Consider the following 16348-nt stretch of genomic DNA (forward strand, 5'->3'; position numbering starts at 1 on the left):
GGCGGTCGCCCGCATTTGCGGGCGGTTTGCCTTGACCCGCCATGAAACACGCTTTCTTCGCCCCTCCCCTCGCCCGTGCCGCCGCGCTGCTGGCGGCGGCTGCACTGACCGCCCTGCCCGCCGCCGCCCAGGACGCCCCCCAGCTGAACCTGCAGCGCGTGGAGCTGACGGCGGGCATGCACCGCATCGACGCCCAGGTCGCCATCGCCCCGCAGGAGCGCCAGACCGGCCTGATGCACCGCAAGGAGATGCCGCAGCACGAGGGCATGCTGTTCGTCTTCGAGCAGCCCGCCACGCAGTGCTTCTGGATGAAGAACACGCTGCTGCCGCTCACGGCGGCCTTCGTCGATGACGACGGCACCATCGCCAACCTGGCGGACATGAAGCCGCAGACGCTGGATTCGCACTGCTCGGCCAAGCCCGTGCGCTACGTGCTGGAGATGAACCAGGGCTGGTTCGCCAAGCGCGGCATCAAGGCAGGCTTCAAGCTGGGCGGCGCGCCCTTCCAGCGCCGGTAGTCACTACTGTTTTGATAGCTGCTAGCGCCCGCCAGATAAGCGCTGGAGGCCAAAAAGACCATGAAAAAACGGCCCGAGGGCCGTTTTTGTTTTGGGGCGATGCGCCGTGCTCAGGCGAAGTTGGCCTCGGCGAACTTCCAGTTGACCAGCTTGTCCAGGAAGGTCTCGACGAACTTGGGGCGCAGGTTGCGGTAGTCGATGTAGTAGGCGTGCTCCCACACGTCCACCGTCAACAGGGCCTTGTCGGCCGTGGTCAGCGGCGTGCCGGCGGCGCCGGTGTTGACGATGTCCACGCTGCCGTCGGCCTTCTTGACCAGCCAGGTCCAGCCGGAGCCGAAGTTGCCCACGGCGCTTTTCACGAAGGCTTCCTTGAAGGCGGCGTAGCTGCCCCACTTGGCGTTGATGGCTGCCGCCAGCGCGCCCGAGGGTTCGCCGCCGCCATTGGGCGCCATGCAGTTCCAGAAGAAGGTGTGGTTCCAGATCTGCGCGGCGTTGTTGTAGATGCCGCCGCTGGCCTTCTTGACGATTTCTTCGAGCGTCATGCTCTCGAACTCGGTGCCTTTTTGCAGGTTGTTCAGGTTCACCACGTAGGCGTTGTGATGCTTGCCGTGGTGGTATTCCAGCGTTTCCTGGCTGTAGTGCGGGGCCAGGGCGTCGATGGCGTAAGGCAGCGGGGGAAGGGTGTGTTCCATGGTGGGTTTCCTCGTGGTGGTTTGATGGAGATTCTGGCCGACGATGGGCCGATTGTAGGAAGACTACAGCAGGCGCGGGGGCGTCACGGTCAGGTCCAGGTCGCCGTCGGCCAGCGTGGCGCGCAGCGCGTCGCCGGGGCGGGCCTGGCGGGCGCTGGTCACGGCCTGCCCGGCAGTGTCGGTCAACAGGGCGTAGCCGCGCTGTAGGACGAGGCGCGGATCGAGCAGTTGCAGCCGCAGGGCGGCGCGGTCCAGGCGGTCGGCTTGCAGGCGCAAGGCGCGTTGCAGTTTCAGGGGCAAATCGGCCTCCAGCGCTTGCTGGGTATGGGCCAGGCGCTGCATTTTCAGGAGCGCGCCATGCCGCATGCGCTGGGCCAGCCGCGCCAGTTGCATCTGCTGGCGCGCCACCAGGCCCGAGGGCCTGCCCAGCCGCGCCGCCGCCTGGTCCAGCCGCTGGTGGCGCGCGTCCAGTTGGCGCTGCGCGCCGTCGGCCAGGCGCCCTGCCAGCAGGTCCAGCGCGCCCAGCCACACGGCGCGGGGCTGGGCCACCAGCTCGGCGGCGGCGGTGGGCGTGGGGGCGCGCAGGTCGGCCGAGAAGTCGGCGATGGTGAAGTCCGTCTCGTGCCCCACGCCGCTGACCACGGGCACGGGGCTTTGCGCGATGACGCGGGCGAGCCGTTCGTCGTTGAAGGCCCACAGGTCTTCGATGGAGCCGCCGCCGCGCACCAGCAGGATCACATCGATAGGGGTCGAATCGGCCTCTGGCGCTTGTCCAGACTGGGCCAGCAGATACAGTTTTGATAGCGCCGCGATGAGGGACTGTGGCGCGCCCGCGCCCTGCACCTGCGCGGGCGCCAGCACCACGGGGATGTGCGGCACGCGGCGGCGCAGCGCCGTCGCCACGTCGTGCAGGGCGGCAGCGCCCAGCGAGGTGACGACGCCGATGCCGCGCGGCTGCAGCGGCAGCGGGCGCTTGCGGGCGGCGTCGAACAGGCCCTCGGCCTCCAGCCGGGCCTTGAGGCGCAGGAACTGCTCGAACAGCGCGCCCTGCCCCGCGCGCTGCATGCTTTCCACGATGAACTGCAGGTCGCCGCGCGCCTCGTACACGCCGATGCGCCCGCGCAGTTCCACCAATTCGCCATCGCGCGGCGAAAAGTCAAGCAGGTCGGCGGCGCGGCGGAACATGGCGCAGCGCAACTGGCCGTTCGCGTCCTTGATCGAAAAGTAGCAATGCCCGCTGGATGCGCGCGAGAAGCCCGTTATCTCGCCGCGCACCGCGACAGGATTGAAGCGCGCCTGCAAGGCATCAGCAATGGCGCGGCACAGCGCGCCAACTTCCCACACGCGCGGCGCCGCTGCGGGGTTTGGGCGCTCAAACATCGCTGGCAACGGGCCTGCGGGCCGCTTGGAGGGGGGGAGTACTCCACAGTTTGGAGCAAGCGGCAGCGCCCTGCGCCATGGGTGGCACCACAGGCCGCAGAGCACGAAAGCACGTGCAACCCATTGATTTATAACAAGTTTTCACTGCGCAATTTTTCATCAATCTGTCACACCCACGGTTTCATGCCGCTTGGCGGGGTGGCCGGGGCGGGTTTCCCACAAAGTTATCCACAGTTTTTGTGGGTTCCGCCAGGGCTGCGACAAGGTAACGCTTTGTGACGCACCGGAACTCCGGCGCGGCTTGCGAGCTGGGCCATAATCGCCCGCTGACCCATCTGCGCGGAGAGAGATTTGCTGTCCATCATACAAGCCGCAGGCTGGCCGATCTGGCCCCTGATCGCGTGTTCCGTCCTGGGACTGGCGCTGATTGTCGAGCGCTTTGTGGCCCTCAAGACGGCCCGTGTCGCGCCCCCGAAGCTGCTGGACGAGGCCATCACCGTCACGTCCCGGGCCCTGCCCACGCCGGACGTGGTGAACCAGCTCGCGCAAAGCTCCGCCCTGGGCGAGGTGCTGGCCAGCGGCCTGCGCACGCTCAACAGCCACCCCCAATGCACCGAGGCCGACCTGCGCGCCGCCATGGAGGGCACGGGCCGCGCCGTGGCGCACCGGCTGGAGAAGTACCTGCCGGCCCTGGCGACCATCGCCTCGGCCGCGCCGCTGCTGGGCCTGCTGGGCACGGTGATCGGCATGATCGAGATCTTCGGATCGCAGGGCAGCACCGGCGGCATGGGCGCGGGCGGCGGCAACCCGGCGCAGCTGGCGCACGGCATTTCCGTCGCGCTGTACAACACGGCCTTCGGGCTGATCGTGGCCATTCCGACGCTGATCTTCTGGCGCTACTTCCGCGCCCGGGTGGACGCCTACCTGCTGACGCTGGAACTCGCGTCCGAGACCTTCGCCCGCCACATCCTGCGCCTGCGCAAAGCCAAGTAAGCGATGAACTTCCGCCCCCGCGCCCACGAAGAGCCGGAGATCAACCTGATCCCGTTCATCGACGTGCTGCTGGTGATCCTCATCTTCCTGATGCTGACCACCACCTACAGCAAGTTCACGGAGCTGCAGCTCACCCTGCCCGTGGCCGACGCCGATCAGCAGCGCGACCGGCCCAAGGAAGTCATCGTCTCCGTGGCCGCCGACGGGCGCTACGCCGTCAACAAGACGGGGGTGGACGGCAAGAGCGTGGACGCCATCGCCCAGGCCCTGCGCGCTGCCGCGAATGAAGCGGGCCAGGGCAGCATCGTCATCATCAGCGCCGACGCCCTGTCGCCGCACCAGTCCGTGATCTCGGTGATGGAAGCCGCGCGCCGCGTGGGCCTGACGCAGATCACCTTCGCCACGCAGTCGTCCGCAGGGGCGGCACGCCGCTGAACATGCTGCTGCAGCGGGCCTGGCAAGGGCGCGGCCCCTGGGCCCGGGCCCTGTGGCCCCTGTCGCTGCTGTACGGCGCGCTGGCGGCGGCGCGGCGCGGGCTGTACCGGGCGGGCATCCTGCAATCCGCACACCCGGGGCGGCCCGTCGTCGTGGTCGGCAACGTGATCGCGGGCGGCGCGGGCAAGACGCCCGTCACCATCGCCCTGGTGCAGCACCTGCGCGCGCGGGGGCTGGCCCCCGGCGTCATCTCGCGCGGCCATGGCCGCAGCACCACCGACTGCCGCCCCGTGCTGCCCGACAGCCCCGCCAGCGCCGTGGGCGACGAGCCCGCCCTCATCGCCCGCCAGTGCCCCGGCACCCCCGTCTTCGTGGCGCGGCGCCGCGTGGAGGCCGCCCGCGCCCTGCTGGCCGCACACCCGCTGACCGACGTGATCGTCTGCGACGACGGCTTGCAGCACCTGGCGCTGCAGCGCGACGTGGAGATTTGCGTGTTCAACGACCAGGGCGTAGGCAACGGCTGGCTGCTGCCCGCGGGCCCGCTGCGCGAGCCCTGGCCGCGCCCGGTGGACGCCGTGCTGTACAGCGGCGCCCTGCCCGCCCGCACCACGGCACCGGCCTTTGCCCTGCGGCGCGCGATGGCGCCCCATGCCGTCACGCAGGACGGCGCGCAGGTGCCGCTGGCCAGCCTGTGCGGCACGCCGCTGCACGCCGTGGCGGCCATTGCCCGGCCCGAGGACTTCTTCGCCATGCTGCGCGCCCAGGGGCTGGATCTGGCCGCCTGCGAGGCTCTGCCCGATCACTACGATTTTGATAGCTGGAAGCTCCCATCAGATAAGCGCCAGAGGCTGATTTGTACCGAAAAAGACGCCGTCAAGCTCTGGCCCCGGCACCCCGATGCGCTGGCCGTGCCGCTGCAGGTCGGCATCCCGCCCGCCTTCTTCGCGCTGCTGGACGCGCGGCTAACATCTCTCCAACAAGGAGCCCCCCATGGATCCCAAACTGCTTGAACTGCTGGTCTGCCCCGTCACCAAGGGCCCGCTGACCTACGACCGCGAGGCGCAGGAACTCGTCTCGCGCAGCGCCCGCCTGGCCTACCCGGTGCGCGACGGCATCCCGGTGCTGCTGGAGACCGAGGCCCGCACGCTGACCGACGACGAGCTGGAAGCGCAATGAGCCGCTTCACCGTGCTGATCCCGGCGCGCATGGCGTCGAGCCGCCTGCCGGACAAGCCCCTGGCCGACATCGCCGGTCTGCCCATGGTGGTGCGCGTGGCCCGGCGCGCCGCGCAGAGCGCCGCCGCCCGCGTGGTGGTGGCCGCCGATGACGCCCGCATCCTGCACGCCTGCGCCGCGCACGGCGTCGAGGCCGTCGCCACCCGCGCCGACCACCCGAGCGGCAGCGACCGCCTGGCCGAAGCCTGCGCGCTGCTCGGGCTGGACGGCGACGACGTGGTGGTCAACGTGCAGGGCGACGAGCCGCTGATCGCCCCCGCGCTCATCGACGCCGTGGCCGCGCTGCTGCCCGCCAGGCCCGAAGCCAGCATGGGCACCGCCGCCCACGCCATCGCCTCGCCCGCCGACTACGCCAACCCCAACGTGGTCAAGGTGGTGCTGGACGCGCGCGGCCTGGCGCACTACTTCAGCCGCGCGCCCATTCCCTTCGCCCGCGACCACGCGCCGGGTACGGCCTGGTGGCAGGGCGGCGGCTTTGCGCCGCTGCGGCACGTGGGCATCTACAGCTACCGGGCGGGCTTTCTGCGCCAGTTCCCGGCCCTGCAGCCCGCGCCCACCGAGACCATCGAGGCGCTGGAGCAGCTGCGCGCCCTGTGGCACGGCCACCGCATCGCCGTACACCTGGCTGCCGAGGCGCCCGGCCCCGGGGTGGACACGCCCGAGGATCTGGAGCGGGTTCGCGCCCTGTTTCTGTAGCGGTGCCCATGCTATCCTCACCCGCAACGAGAGCGCCATACTCCGGGTCCGCCCGGGCCAGAGGCGCCGCCGATTTCCAACCTTCGAGGACTTCCCAATGAGACTGATTCTGCTGGGCGCGCCGGGCGCCGGAAAGGGCACGCAAGCCAACTTCATCTGCCAGAAGTACGGCATCCCGCAAATCTCCACCGGCGACATGCTGCGCGCCGCCGTCAAGGCAGGCACGCCGCTGGGGCTGCAAGCCAAGGCCGTGATGGACTCGGGCGCCCTGGTCAGCGATGACATCATCATCGGCCTGGTCAAGGAGCGCATCACGCAGCCGGACTGCGTCAACGGCTTTCTGTTCGACGGCTTCCCCCGCACCATTCCCCAGGCGGACGCCATGAAGGCGGCGGGCGTCAAGCTCGACTACGTGCTGGAGATCGACGTGCCCTTCGAAGCCATCGTCGAGCGCATGAGCGGTCGCCGCTCGCACCCGGCCAGCGGCCGCATCTACCACATCAAGTTCAACCCGCCCAAGGTGCCGGGCAAGGACGACGTGACGGGCGAAGACCTGATCCAGCGCGACGACGACAAGGAAGAAACCGTGAAGAAGCGCCTGCAGGTCTATAGCGACCAGACGCGCCCTCTGGTGGAGTACTACAGCCGCTGGGCCAAGGCCGAGCCCGACGCCGCACCCAAGTACCGCGCCATCAGCGGCACGGGCAGCGTGGAAGAGATCACGGCACGCGCATTCGCGGCGCTGGCGAGCTGACCCGCCACCTCCCCCACGGCGGCGCTCCCTTTGCGGGGAGCGCCGTTTTGCTTTGGAGCGGTGGCGCGGCGCCGCCTGTCAAAGCAAATCCAGCATCAGCGCGACGCGCGCCTTCACGGGCGACAGGTCAGACGCAGGCCAACGGTCCCCCGGTTTGGGCAGCACCCGCCCTTCGGCGCAGCGGGTAGATCGCACCACCCGCACGCCCGCATCCTGCGCCCGCAGCAGCGCCGCCTCCAGCGCGTGGTGGATGGTGCCGTTGCCCGTGCAGGCCACCACCAGCCCGCGCACGCCGTCGCGCACCAGCGCATCCACCACGCGGCCCGACGCGCCCGCGTGGCTGGTGACGATCTCCACCGCAGGCCACGCGGTCACGTTTGCTATTTTTTCGATAGCTGACTGCGCTTGTCCATCAAGCGCTGAAGGCTGATTTTGTGCCCAACGTACCTGCCCTTCCTCCACCCAGCCCAGCGGCCCCGCTTCGCCAGAGTTGAAGGCGTTGACGCGGTAGGGATGCACCTTCTGCACCTGCCGCGCGCCATGCACCTCGCCAGCAGCAACGGCCAGTACCCCGGCGGCCCCAGGGGCCTGCGCCGTCGCCACGGCATCCAGCAGGTTCTGCGGGCCATCGGGGGCCAGGGCCGTCGCGGGGCGCATGGCGCAGGTCAGCACCACGGGCTTGCGCGCACCCAGCACCGCGTGCAGAAACCATGCGGTTTCTTCCAGCGTGTCGGTGCCGTGGGTGATCACCAGGCCGCGCACCCCGGGGTCGTCCAGGTGGTGCGCGCAGCGCAAAGCCAGCGCCCGCCACACCGCGCAATCCATGTCCTTGCTGTCGATCTGTGCCACCTGCTCCGTCACCAGCCCGGACAGGCCCGGCACGCCCGCCAGCAACTGCTCCACCCCCACCTGCGCGGCGGTGTAGCCAATGTTGTCCCCCGCCCGCGCAGCCGTGCCCGCAATCGTCCCGCCCGTGCCCAAAACCACAATTTTTTGCCCGATCACTTGCGCACTCCGAAAAACTGGTGAAAAATACAGTTACTGGATTAAAAAACAGTCATCCCTTACCGGAGACCACCATGCTCGACAACCCCAAGCTCACCGCCCGCCAGCAGCAGATCCTGGAACTCATCCAGACCGCCATCGCCCGCACCGGCGCCCCGCCCACCCGCGCAGAAATCGCGGCCGAGCTGGGCTTCAAGTCCGCCAACGCGGCAGAGGAGCACTTGCAGGCCCTGGCCCGCAAGGGCGTCATCGAACTGGTCAGCGGCACCTCGCGCGGCATCCGCCTGCGCGGCGACGCGCTGCGCTCCATCCACGCCGCCCGCAGCAGCCAGTTCACCCTGCCCATCCCCGGCATCGCCCAACTGGTGCTGCCCCTGGTAGGCCGCGTGGCCGCAGGCTCGCCCATTCTCGCGCAGGAACACGTGGACCAGACCTACGCGGTCGAACCCACGCTGTTCCAGCACAAGCCCGACTACCTGCTCAAGGTGCGCGGCATGTCCATGCGCGACGCGGGCATCATGGACGGCGACCTGCTGGCCGTGCAAGCCACCCGCGAGGCCCGCAACGGCCAGATCATCGTGGCCCGCCTGGGCGACGACGTGACCGTCAAGCGCCTGCGCCGCACCGCCAACGCCATCGAGCTGCTGCCCGAGAACCCCGACTACCCGGTCATCGTGGTGGAACCGGGCGAGCCCTTCGAGATCGAGGGCCTGGCCGTCGGCCTCATCCGCAACACCATGCTGATGTAGGCGCCCAGCCTTTCAGCCCTTTCCCCGTTTGCTGCGCCGCAGGTGGCGGGCGTTCGGCATACCGGCCAGGCCGGTGTGCCAGCCCTGCGGCGCGAGCCTGTCCGTTCGCAATCCTGCCTATGTTCAACCCCCGACCTTCGGAGTTTTCACATGGGAATCGCTCTCTCCACCTTGCTTTCTGCCCTGCAAAGCCTTGCACACTGGTTTCATGACCACCTGTGGGCCGAAGCCCCCCGCCCCGCTCACCCGCAACCCCCGGGCACCGCCAGCCATCCCGCCGCGCTGCCCGCACGCCAGCGCCCGCTCCGGGGCAACTGGCCCTTCACCGTCCAGCCCCCTGCGCCCCGGCCCGCCGTGCGCAAAATCGCCCACGCGGGCACGGGCCGCATCGTCCTTTCGGGCCGCATGGCCGATGTGTGCGCCGAACTGGACCGCATGGCCGCGTCCGAGGCGCTGCAAGCCTGAACACCCTGTCACCAAAAGCGAAGCGCCGCAGCCTTTGTCTGTGCAGTGCGCCGGTGCTGCCAAGGCACAATGTCGGGATGAACATCGTGATCCTCGACGACTACCAGGACGCTGTGCGCAAGCTCCATTGCGCCTCGCGGCTCGACGCTTACACCGCCAAGGTCTATACCAACACCGTCAAGGGGCTGGGCCAGTTGTCCGTTCGGCTGCGGGACGCCGACATCATCGTCCTGATACGGGAGCGCACCCACATCACCCGCCAGCTTGTCGAGAAGCTGCCCCGGCTCAAGCTCATCGCACAGACTGGCAAGGTCGGCAGCCACATCGACGTCACCGCATGTACCGAGCGCGGCATTGCCGTGGCCGAAGGCATAGGCTCGCCCGTGGCGCCGGCCGAGTTGACCTGGGCCCTGGTGATGGCCGCCATGCGCCGCCTGCCGCAGTACATCTCCAACCTCAAGCACGGCGCCTGGCAGCAATCGGGCCTCAAGACTGCGTCCATGCCGCCCAACTTCGGCCTCGGCAGCGTGCTGCGCGGCAAGACGCTGGGCATCTGGGGCTATGGCCGCATCGGCCAACTCGTGGCGGGCTACGGTCGGGCCTTCGGCATGAACGTGCGCATCTGGGGCCGCGAGGCCTCGCGCGCGCAGGCGCTGTCCGATGGCTACCAGGCCGCCACCACGCGCGAGGAATTTTTCTCGCAGTGCGACGTGATCTCGCTGCACCTGCGCCTGACCGACGAAACGCGCGGCATCGTCTCGCTGGAAGACCTGTCGTGCATGAAGCCGACATCGCTGCTGGTGAACACCTCGCGCGCCGAACTCATCGAGCCCGACGCGCTGATCGCCGCCCTCAACCGTGGCCGCCCGGGCATGGCCGCCGTGGATGTCTTCGAGAGCGAGCCCATTTTGCAAGGCCATGCGCTGCTGCGGCTGGAGAACTGCATCTGCACGCCCCACATCGGCTATGTGGAGCAGGACAGCTACGAGCTGTACTTCGGCGCAGCCTTCGACAACGCGGTCAACTTCATCAAGGGCACGCCCACCAACATCGTGAACCCAGGGGCGCTGCAGGTGCGGCGCTGAGGTTGACCCGGACCTTCATTGCCGCCCACAGTGTTGTTGAAAATTTCAACAACGCAAGGAATGCCATGCCCACCGTCAATTTCAGCGTGCCAGAGGATGTGAAAGAGGCATTCAACGCCACCTTTGAAGGGCAGAACAAGAGTGCCGTCATTGCCGATTTGATGCGTGAGGCCGTACAGCGCGCCCAGGCCCGCCAGCAGCACGTCAACGCCATTGACCGCATCCTGGCCCGGCGCATCCATGCGCCCCACATTTCCGAAGCCCAGTTTCAGGAGGCGCGCGAACTGGGGCGCCCGTGATTTGCGTGGTGGACGCCAGCGTTGCCATCAAATGGTTTGCGCAAGGCGACTGGGCGGGCCGTGAAGATCATGTGGAGCCTGCCGTGGCGATTTTGCTGGCGTGCCGCAATGGTGCCGCGGAACTCTACCAACCGCCTCACTTCCTGGCCGAAGTTGCCGCCGTGCTGGCGCGCATCACTCCCAAAACAAAAAGGCTTCCCGAAGGAAGCCTTTTTGCCGAATGAAAGGAAGCGCTCGTATTACAGCGGCACCTTCTTGCCGTCCTTGTACACGTACAGGGTAATGGCGGGGTTCTTCATTTCGCCATTGGGTTCGAACTGGATCGTCGAGGTCACGCCCTTGAAGTTGGACTTGGCCAGTTCGGGGGTATAGACCTTGGGATCGACCGAGTTGGCGCGCTTCATGGCATCCACGATCAGGAAAGTGGCGTCGTAGGTGTAGGGGCTGTACACCTGGAACTGGCCAGGGAACTTGGCGTCGTATTTGGCCTTCCAGGCCGTGCCGCCAGGCATCTTGGCCAGCGAGGAGCCGCCTTCGGCGCAAACCACGTTTTCCAGCGTCTTGGCACCGGCAGCCAGCTTGGCGATTTCGGACGTGCAGATGCCGTCGCCGCCGAAGTACTTGGTCTTGGTCAGGCCCAGTTGTTCCATCTGACGCAGCATGGGGCCGCCTTGGGGGTCCATGCCGCCGAAGAAGATGGCGTCGGGGTTCTTGGCCTTGATGGCGGTCAGGATGGCCATGAAGTCCGTGGCCTTGTCGGTCGTGAACTGCTCGTCCACCACCTTCATGCCTTTTTCAGTGGCAACCTTCTTGAACACAGCGGCCACGCCCTGACCGTAGGCGGTACGGTCGTCGATGATGGCGACGGTCTTGAGCTTGAGCGTGTCGGCCGCGTAGTTGGCCAAGCCAGCGCCCAGGGCGTTGTCGTTGGCAATGATGCGGAAGGTGGTCTTGTAACCGGGCTTGGTCAGGTTGGGGTTGGTGGCCGCGCCGGTCACGTGGGGGATGCCGCAGTCGTTGTAAACCTTGGATGCGGGGATGGTGGTACCGGAGTTGAGGTGGCCCACGACGCCTGCGACCTTGGAGTCGCACAGCTTTTGCGCGGCAGCCGTGCCTTGCTTGGGATCGGCTGCATCGTCTTCGGCCTGCAGCTCGAACTTGATCTTCTTGCCGCCAATGACGATGTTCTGGGTGTTCAGTTCTTCAATGGCCATGCGGGCGCCATTTTCGTTGTCCTTGCCGTAGTGGGCTTGGGCGCCGGAAACCGGAGCCACGTGGCCGATCTTGACCACCTGTTCTTGTGCAGAGGCCACGCCGACAACAGCCGCGATAGCGGCAACCACGGTCAGTTTCAACTTCAATTGCATATTCAATCTCCAGTAAAGAAAAACGCTGAGAAGATTCTTGTATCTCAACGCAGGCGAACATATCGCAATTTATGGGCCAGATCACTAGGGGCCACAAAAAAATGTACAGGGGAATACCCTGTCATCCTTTTCGCAGCACCTGCGCGCCGCTGGCAAGCTCGTCCGCCACGGCTTCATAGACGGCGTGGCGGACCACCGATTCGATCTCCTCGCGCAGCCTGGGCAGCACCGAGCGCGTCTGTTCCTGCACCACGGTGGCGATGGCTTCGCGCAGGCGCTTGTCCAGCACTACGTCCACGCGCTGCATGACGCGGTGGACCATGTATTCCTCCATGCCGTCGGGCAGGGGGGGCTGCATTGCCGCTGCCGGAGCCGGGACGGCGGGGCGCTGGGGCGGCGGAGCGACGGCGGCGTGCGCGGGTGCGACGGGTGTACCTTGTGCCCCTTGTAAGGGCGTGGCCTGCGGCACCTGCACCACTTCGGTGAGGGTTGGTACGAAGCGCGGGGGCGTGCGGGGCGGCGGCAGTGCCATGGGTCAGCCCGTTTTCAAGACGAGGTCGTGCCGGGTGATGGCGTACCCCAGCGACGCATAGTGGCGCCAGCGGGCGCGCCCAGCGCTGCGGTCGGCCTCGTCCTGCGCGCTCACTACTTCGACCAGCTTGCCAAAGCGCTCGAAGCCCTCGGGCACGTCGGCATGCAGGTTCAGCAGCACCTCGTGGTGCGGCGCGGTGCGGGCGTCGGGGATGAGCAGCACGGGGGATGCGTGTACCAAATCTTCGCTGACGCCGTCGTCCCGGCAATGGGCCACGAAGTCCTGCGGGCTCAGGCCGGTCCACAGCATGTGATCGAGCAGCGCCAACGCCTTGTCTGGCGCGGTGATGACCAGCCGCGCGCCGCTGCGCTGCACCTTGCGCGCAAAGCGGCAGGCGTAGGCCAGTTTGTCCGGCGCGTTGAAGTGGAAGGCGACTTCGGTCACTCTCGGGTCACTTCTTGGCTGTGCGCTTGGCGGCGGCGGGCTTGGCCGTGGCGGCCTGGTCGAGCAGGTACTGCACCAGCAGGGCCACGGGGCGCCCGGTGGAGCCCTTGGCCGCACCGCCCTTCCAGGCCGTGCCCGCAATGTCCAGGTGCGCCCAGGGAATGTCGCCCACGAACTTCTGCAAGAACTTGGCGGCGGTGATGGAGCCGCCTGCGCGGCCCGCCACGTTGCCCATGTCAGCGAAGTTGCTTTTCAGGCCATCGGCGTAGTCGTCGTCCAGCGGCATGCGCCAGCACAGGTCTTGCGCGGACTCACCCGCAGATTGCAAGGCCGCAGCCAGCGCGTCGTCGTTGGCGAACAGGCCGCTGCGCACGCCGCCCAGGGCGATGACGCAGGCGCCCGTGAGGGTGGCGATGTCCACCATGGCGGCAGGCTTGAAGCGGGCGGCGTAAGTCAGCGCGTCGCACAGCACCAGGCGGCCCTCTGCGTCGGTGTTCAGGATTTCGATGGTCTGGCCGCTCATGCTCGTCACCACGTCGCCGGGCTTGACGGCGCGGCCATCGGGCATGTTCTCGCAGGCCGGTATCAGCCCCACGACGTTGATGGCGGGCTGCAATTCGCCCAGGGCGCGGAAGGTGCCGAGCACGCCGGCGGCGCCGCACATGTCGAACTTCATCTCGTCCATCTCAGCGGCGGGCTTGATGGAGATACCACCCGTGTCGAAGGTGATGCCCTTGCCCACCAGCACCACGGGCGGCTGGCTGCTGGGCGCGCCGTCGTAGCGCAGCTCGATGAAACGCAGGGGTTCTTCGGAGCCGCGCGCCACGGCCAAAAACGCGCCCATTTTCAAGCGTGCCACCTCTGCCGGGCCATGCACCTTGCACTGGATGCGGGGCAGCTTGGCAAGACCTTTGGCGGCCTCGGCCAGCAGGCTGGGCGTGGCGTGGTTGGCGGGGCGGTTGCCCCATTCACGGGCGAACTCCACGCCCGCGACCAAGGCCACGCCCGTGTCGAAGGCTTCGCGCACGGCGGCGATGGCGGGTACGCCGACAATGCAGCGGCTCAATGCCCGCGCATCGGCCTTGGGTTTGGTAGTGGTATAGACGTAACTGGCCTCGGCCACGGCCTGCACTGCGGCGCTGACGGCGGCGGGCTTTGCATCTGCCGCAAAGCAGAGCACGGCACGCTGGGTCTTGGGGGCCTTGAGGGCGCCCGCCACGGCCAGCAGCGCCTGGCGGGCGGCGCGTGCCGAGCCGTCGCCCACGCCCAGCAGCACCACGCGGCGGGCGGCAACGGCGGGCGGCTGGTAGAGCTGAAGGTGCTTGCCAGGCTTGGTGGACAGGTCGCCGTTCTTGACAGCCAGCGCGGCCAGGGAAGACAGGGCATCCTTGCCCGGCTTGAATCCCTCGGCGATCAGCACGACCAGCAGATCACACTTCTCCAAAGCAGCTGCGGCGAGGTCCAGGGTCTTGAGGTCAAAGTTCATAATCGACGGATGTTATTCGATTCATCCATCCGCAAGGAGCTGGCGCGCAGCTTCGGCGCGACGCTGGTGGTGCTGGTGACCGTGGTCATGACCATGATGCTCATCCGCACCTTGGGCCAGGCATCCAAGGGCAGCGTCAGCCCCTCGGACGTGATGCTGGTCATGGGTTTTACGGTGGTCGGGCAGTTGCCCGCCATCCTGAGCCTGAGCCTGTTCATCGCCGTCGTGGGCACGCTCTCGCGCATGTACCGCGACAGCGAGATGGTGATCTGGTTCGCGGGCGGGCGCGGGCTGGTCAGCCTGCTCAAGCCCCTGCTGCGCTTTGCGTGGCCGGTGATGCTGGTGATTGCCGTGCTGTCGCTGCTGGTGTGGCCCTGGGCCAATTCGCAGATCCAGGAGCTGAAGACGCGCTACGAGCAGCGCAGCGACATCGACCGCATCGCGCCGGGCGAGTTTCAGGAGTCGTCCAACGGCAGCCGGGTGTTCTTCATCGACAAGGACAGCCCCGACACGCTGGTGGGCAACAACATCTTCATCGCCGCCACGGACGGCCAGCGCGAGTCCGTGACCTCGGCGCGCAGCGCGCGGCTGGAGACGCAGGGCGGCGACCGCATGGCCCTGCTGTCCAACGGGCAGCGGCTGGAGACTGCGCGGGACAAGCCGGGCGTCAAGATCAGCGAGTTCGCCGAATACGGCACGCGCATCGGCGCCGCGCCGTCGGGCTACGCCGAGGATTTGTCGGTCAAGACCCGCCCCACGCATGAACTGCTGCTGCAGCCCCAGCCCGCCTACCTGGCCGAGCTGGGCTGGCGCGTGGGCCTGGCGCTGGCGGCGCTCAACTTCGTGGTGCTGGGCCTGGCGGTGACCAGCGCCAACCCGCGCGCGGCGCGCAGCACCAGCCTGGTGTTCGCGCTGTTCGGCTTCATCGTTTATTACAACCTCATGACGCTGGGGCAAAGCTGGGTGGGCGCGGGCCGCCTGGGGCTGGGCAGCTTCATGGTGCTGCTGCACGGGGGCATGCTGCTGGTGTCCGCCCTGGTGCTGGCAGCGCGGCACAACCAATGGAGCGTGCGGCGGCTGTGGCTGGCCCGCGCGGGGGACGCGGCATGAAGACCCTGCGCCGCCTGATCCACCGCGAGGCGCTGCTCGCCGTGGCCTTCGTCACCGCCGGGTTCCTGGCGCTGTTCTTTTTCTTTGACCTGGTGGACGAACTGCGCTGGGTGGGCAAAGCCGGGGGCGAGGGCTACCAGCTCTCGCACGCCTTCCTGTACGTGGCGCTGAGCATTCCCAGCCACCTGTACGAGCTGCTGCCGATCACCGTGCTGATCGGCACCATCTTCGTGATGGCGCGGCTGGCGCAAAGCTCGGAGTTCACCATCATGCGCACCAGCGGCATGGGGCCGTGGCGCGCGCTGCGCACATTGCTGGCGCTGGGCGGCGTCTTCGTGCTGCTGACCTTTGCCGTGGGCGACTACGTGGCGCCGCTTGCGGACCGGGCCGCGCAGCTCGTCAAGGTGCGCTACCTGGGCAAGCTGACCACGGGGGCCACCGGCGCGTGGCTGAAGGAGCGGCAGGACGACCATTCGTTTGCCGTCAACGTGCGCGCCCTTGCGCCCCACGGCGGCATGCTGGACGTGCGCATTTTCGAATTCGACGCCGACGGGCGGCTGGCCTCGCAGACGCGGGCCGCCTCGGCCAGCTTTGACGCCAACGGCAGCTGGGAGCTGCAAGACGTTCAGCGCAGCACTTTCGAGCTGCGCGGCACGCAGGACGCCCGCGTGGAGCACCTCCAGGCGCCCGCGCTCGCATGGCCCACCCGCATCAGCGCCGACATGGTGGCCGCCGCCCTGCTCAAGCCCGACCGCATGGCGACCATCGACCTGTTCCAGTACGTGCGCCACCTGGAGGCCAACGGCCAGTCTGCCCAGCGCTACGAGATCGAGTTCTGGCGCAAGGTGTTCTACCCGCTGTCGTGCCTTGTCATGGTGGTGCTGGCGCTGCCGTTTGCCTACCTGCACTTTCGCTCCGGCGGCATCGCGGGCTATGTGTTTGGCGGGGTGATGGCGGGCATCAGCTTCTTCCTGCTGAACAACGTGTTCGGCTACGCGGGCAATCTGCAGAACTGGCCACCCATGCTGACGGCTGCCGCGCCAGGGCTGATCTACTCGGTGCTGTCGCTGGCGGCCTTTGGCTGGCTAGTGCTGCGGCGCTAG

21 protein-coding genes are annotated in these 16348 nt (G+C 67.8%); 14 read left to right on the top strand and 7 right to left on the bottom strand.

Annotation, left to right across the window (positions count from 1 at the left end):
- The first annotated feature begins 41 nt into the window (after positions 1 to 41).
- Entirely contained in the window at positions 42 to 518 is a 477-nt protein-coding gene (locus tag QM569_RS04840; protein WP_414986097.1) for a DUF192 domain-containing protein, read from the top strand.
- Between the two features lie 110 nt (positions 519 to 628).
- Here the strand turns inward: QM569_RS04840 and QM569_RS04845 are convergent, their stop codons facing one another.
- On the bottom strand, positions 629 to 1210 hold the full coding sequence (locus QM569_RS04845; protein ID WP_414986098.1) for a superoxide dismutase: 582 nt from the start codon (positions 1208 to 1210) through the stop codon (positions 629 to 631).
- Positions 1211 to 1273: 63 nt separating this feature from the next.
- Entirely contained in the window at positions 1274 to 2590 is a 1317-nt protein-coding gene (xseA, locus tag QM569_RS04850; RefSeq protein ID WP_414986099.1) for an exodeoxyribonuclease VII large subunit, read from the bottom strand.
- Positions 2591 to 2941: 351 nt separating this feature from the next.
- Between xseA and QM569_RS04855 the strand changes: the two genes are divergently transcribed.
- From QM569_RS04855 to adk, 6 genes are all read left to right on the top strand, one after another.
- The gene (locus QM569_RS04855) at positions 2942 to 3583 is read left to right on the top strand and encodes a MotA/TolQ/ExbB proton channel family protein (protein WP_414986100.1); all 642 of its coding nucleotides are present in this window, start codon (positions 2942 to 2944) and stop codon (positions 3581 to 3583) included.
- 3 nt (positions 3584 to 3586) lie between these two features.
- Complete coding sequence (locus tag QM569_RS04860) at positions 3587 to 4018, top strand: ExbD/TolR family protein (protein WP_414986101.1); 432 nt, start codon at positions 3587 to 3589, stop codon at positions 4016 to 4018.
- A 2-nt stretch (positions 4019 to 4020) separates the two neighbouring features.
- Positions 4021 to 5028 carry a tetraacyldisaccharide 4'-kinase gene (gene lpxK / locus QM569_RS04865; protein WP_414986102.1) on the top strand — a complete coding sequence of 336 codons (1008 nt, stop codon included), beginning with the start codon at positions 4021 to 4023 and terminating at the stop codon, positions 5026 to 5028.
- Positions 5009 to 5194 carry a Trm112 family protein gene (locus tag QM569_RS04870; RefSeq protein WP_414986103.1) on the top strand — a complete coding sequence of 62 codons (186 nt, stop codon included), beginning with the start codon at positions 5009 to 5011 and terminating at the stop codon, positions 5192 to 5194. The genes lpxK and QM569_RS04870 overlap by 20 nt, the downstream gene beginning before the upstream one ends.
- The gene (gene kdsB / locus QM569_RS04875) at positions 5191 to 5949 is read left to right on the top strand and encodes a 3-deoxy-manno-octulosonate cytidylyltransferase (RefSeq protein ID WP_414986104.1); all 759 of its coding nucleotides are present in this window, start codon (positions 5191 to 5193) and stop codon (positions 5947 to 5949) included. The genes QM569_RS04870 and kdsB overlap by 4 nt, the downstream gene beginning before the upstream one ends.
- Positions 5950 to 6046: 97 nt before the next feature.
- A complete protein-coding gene (gene adk, locus QM569_RS04880) occupies positions 6047 to 6703 on the top strand; it encodes an adenylate kinase (protein ID WP_414986105.1) in 657 nt (218 codons plus the stop codon).
- Between the two features lie 78 nt (positions 6704 to 6781).
- On the opposite strand, the gene QM569_RS04885 is transcribed toward adk, so the two are convergent.
- A complete protein-coding gene (locus QM569_RS04885; protein WP_414986106.1) occupies positions 6782 to 7708 on the bottom strand; it encodes an asparaginase in 927 nt (308 codons plus the stop codon).
- A 74-nt stretch (positions 7709 to 7782) separates the two neighbouring features.
- Between QM569_RS04885 and lexA the strand changes: the two genes are divergently transcribed.
- The 5 genes from lexA to QM569_RS04910 all read left to right on the top strand — a co-directional run bounded on the left by lexA (position 7783) and on the right by QM569_RS04910 (position 10530).
- A complete protein-coding gene (gene lexA / locus QM569_RS04890) occupies positions 7783 to 8457 on the top strand; it encodes a transcriptional repressor LexA (protein WP_414986107.1) in 675 nt (224 codons plus the stop codon).
- Positions 8458 to 8607: 150 nt separating this feature from the next.
- Positions 8608 to 8922 carry a hypothetical protein gene (locus tag QM569_RS04895; RefSeq protein ID WP_414986108.1) on the top strand — a complete coding sequence of 105 codons (315 nt, stop codon included), beginning with the start codon at positions 8608 to 8610 and terminating at the stop codon, positions 8920 to 8922.
- Positions 8923 to 8999: 77 nt separating this feature from the next.
- On the top strand, positions 9000 to 10007 hold the full coding sequence (locus QM569_RS04900; protein ID WP_414986109.1) for a D-2-hydroxyacid dehydrogenase family protein: 1008 nt from the start codon (positions 9000 to 9002) through the stop codon (positions 10005 to 10007).
- Positions 10008 to 10009: 2 nt separating this feature from the next.
- Positions 10010 to 10306: a hypothetical protein gene (locus QM569_RS04905; RefSeq protein WP_414986110.1), complete on the top strand. Its 297-nt coding sequence runs from the start codon at positions 10010 to 10012 to the stop codon at positions 10304 to 10306.
- 8 nt (positions 10307 to 10314) lie between these two features.
- The gene (locus QM569_RS04910; RefSeq protein WP_414986111.1) at positions 10315 to 10530 is read left to right on the top strand and encodes a hypothetical protein; all 216 of its coding nucleotides are present in this window, start codon (positions 10315 to 10317) and stop codon (positions 10528 to 10530) included.
- A 15-nt stretch (positions 10531 to 10545) separates the two neighbouring features.
- Here QM569_RS04910 and QM569_RS04915 read toward each other — a convergent pair whose 3' ends face one another.
- The 4 genes from QM569_RS04915 to QM569_RS04930 form a co-directional block, all read right to left on the bottom strand.
- Positions 10546 to 11673: a branched-chain amino acid ABC transporter substrate-binding protein gene (locus tag QM569_RS04915; RefSeq protein ID WP_414986112.1), complete on the bottom strand. Its 1128-nt coding sequence runs from the start codon at positions 11671 to 11673 to the stop codon at positions 10546 to 10548.
- Between the two features lie 121 nt (positions 11674 to 11794).
- Positions 11795 to 12205, bottom strand: a complete 411-nt coding sequence (locus QM569_RS04920; protein ID WP_414986113.1) for a hypothetical protein — start codon at positions 12203 to 12205, stop codon at positions 11795 to 11797.
- Between the two features lie 3 nt (positions 12206 to 12208).
- Entirely contained in the window at positions 12209 to 12649 is a 441-nt protein-coding gene (locus QM569_RS04925; RefSeq protein WP_414986114.1) for a DNA polymerase III subunit chi, read from the bottom strand.
- 7 nt (positions 12650 to 12656) lie between these two features.
- Positions 12657 to 14135, bottom strand: a complete 1479-nt coding sequence (locus QM569_RS04930) for a leucyl aminopeptidase (RefSeq protein WP_414986115.1) — start codon at positions 14133 to 14135, stop codon at positions 12657 to 12659.
- A gap of 9 nt (positions 14136 to 14144) precedes the next feature.
- Here QM569_RS04930 and lptF point away from each other — a divergent pair, with 9 nt between their 5' ends.
- Positions 14145 to 15245 carry an LPS export ABC transporter permease LptF gene (lptF, locus tag QM569_RS04935; RefSeq protein ID WP_414986116.1) on the top strand — a complete coding sequence of 367 codons (1101 nt, stop codon included), beginning with the start codon at positions 14145 to 14147 and terminating at the stop codon, positions 15243 to 15245.
- Entirely contained in the window at positions 15242 to 16348 is a 1107-nt protein-coding gene (lptG, locus tag QM569_RS04940) for an LPS export ABC transporter permease LptG (RefSeq protein ID WP_414986117.1), read from the top strand. Before lptF ends, lptG begins: the two co-directional genes overlap by 4 nt.

The organism is Acidovorax sp. (assembly GCF_047607405.1).
In the GTDB taxonomy this organism is placed as follows: domain Bacteria; phylum Pseudomonadota; class Gammaproteobacteria; order Burkholderiales; family Burkholderiaceae_C; genus Acidovorax.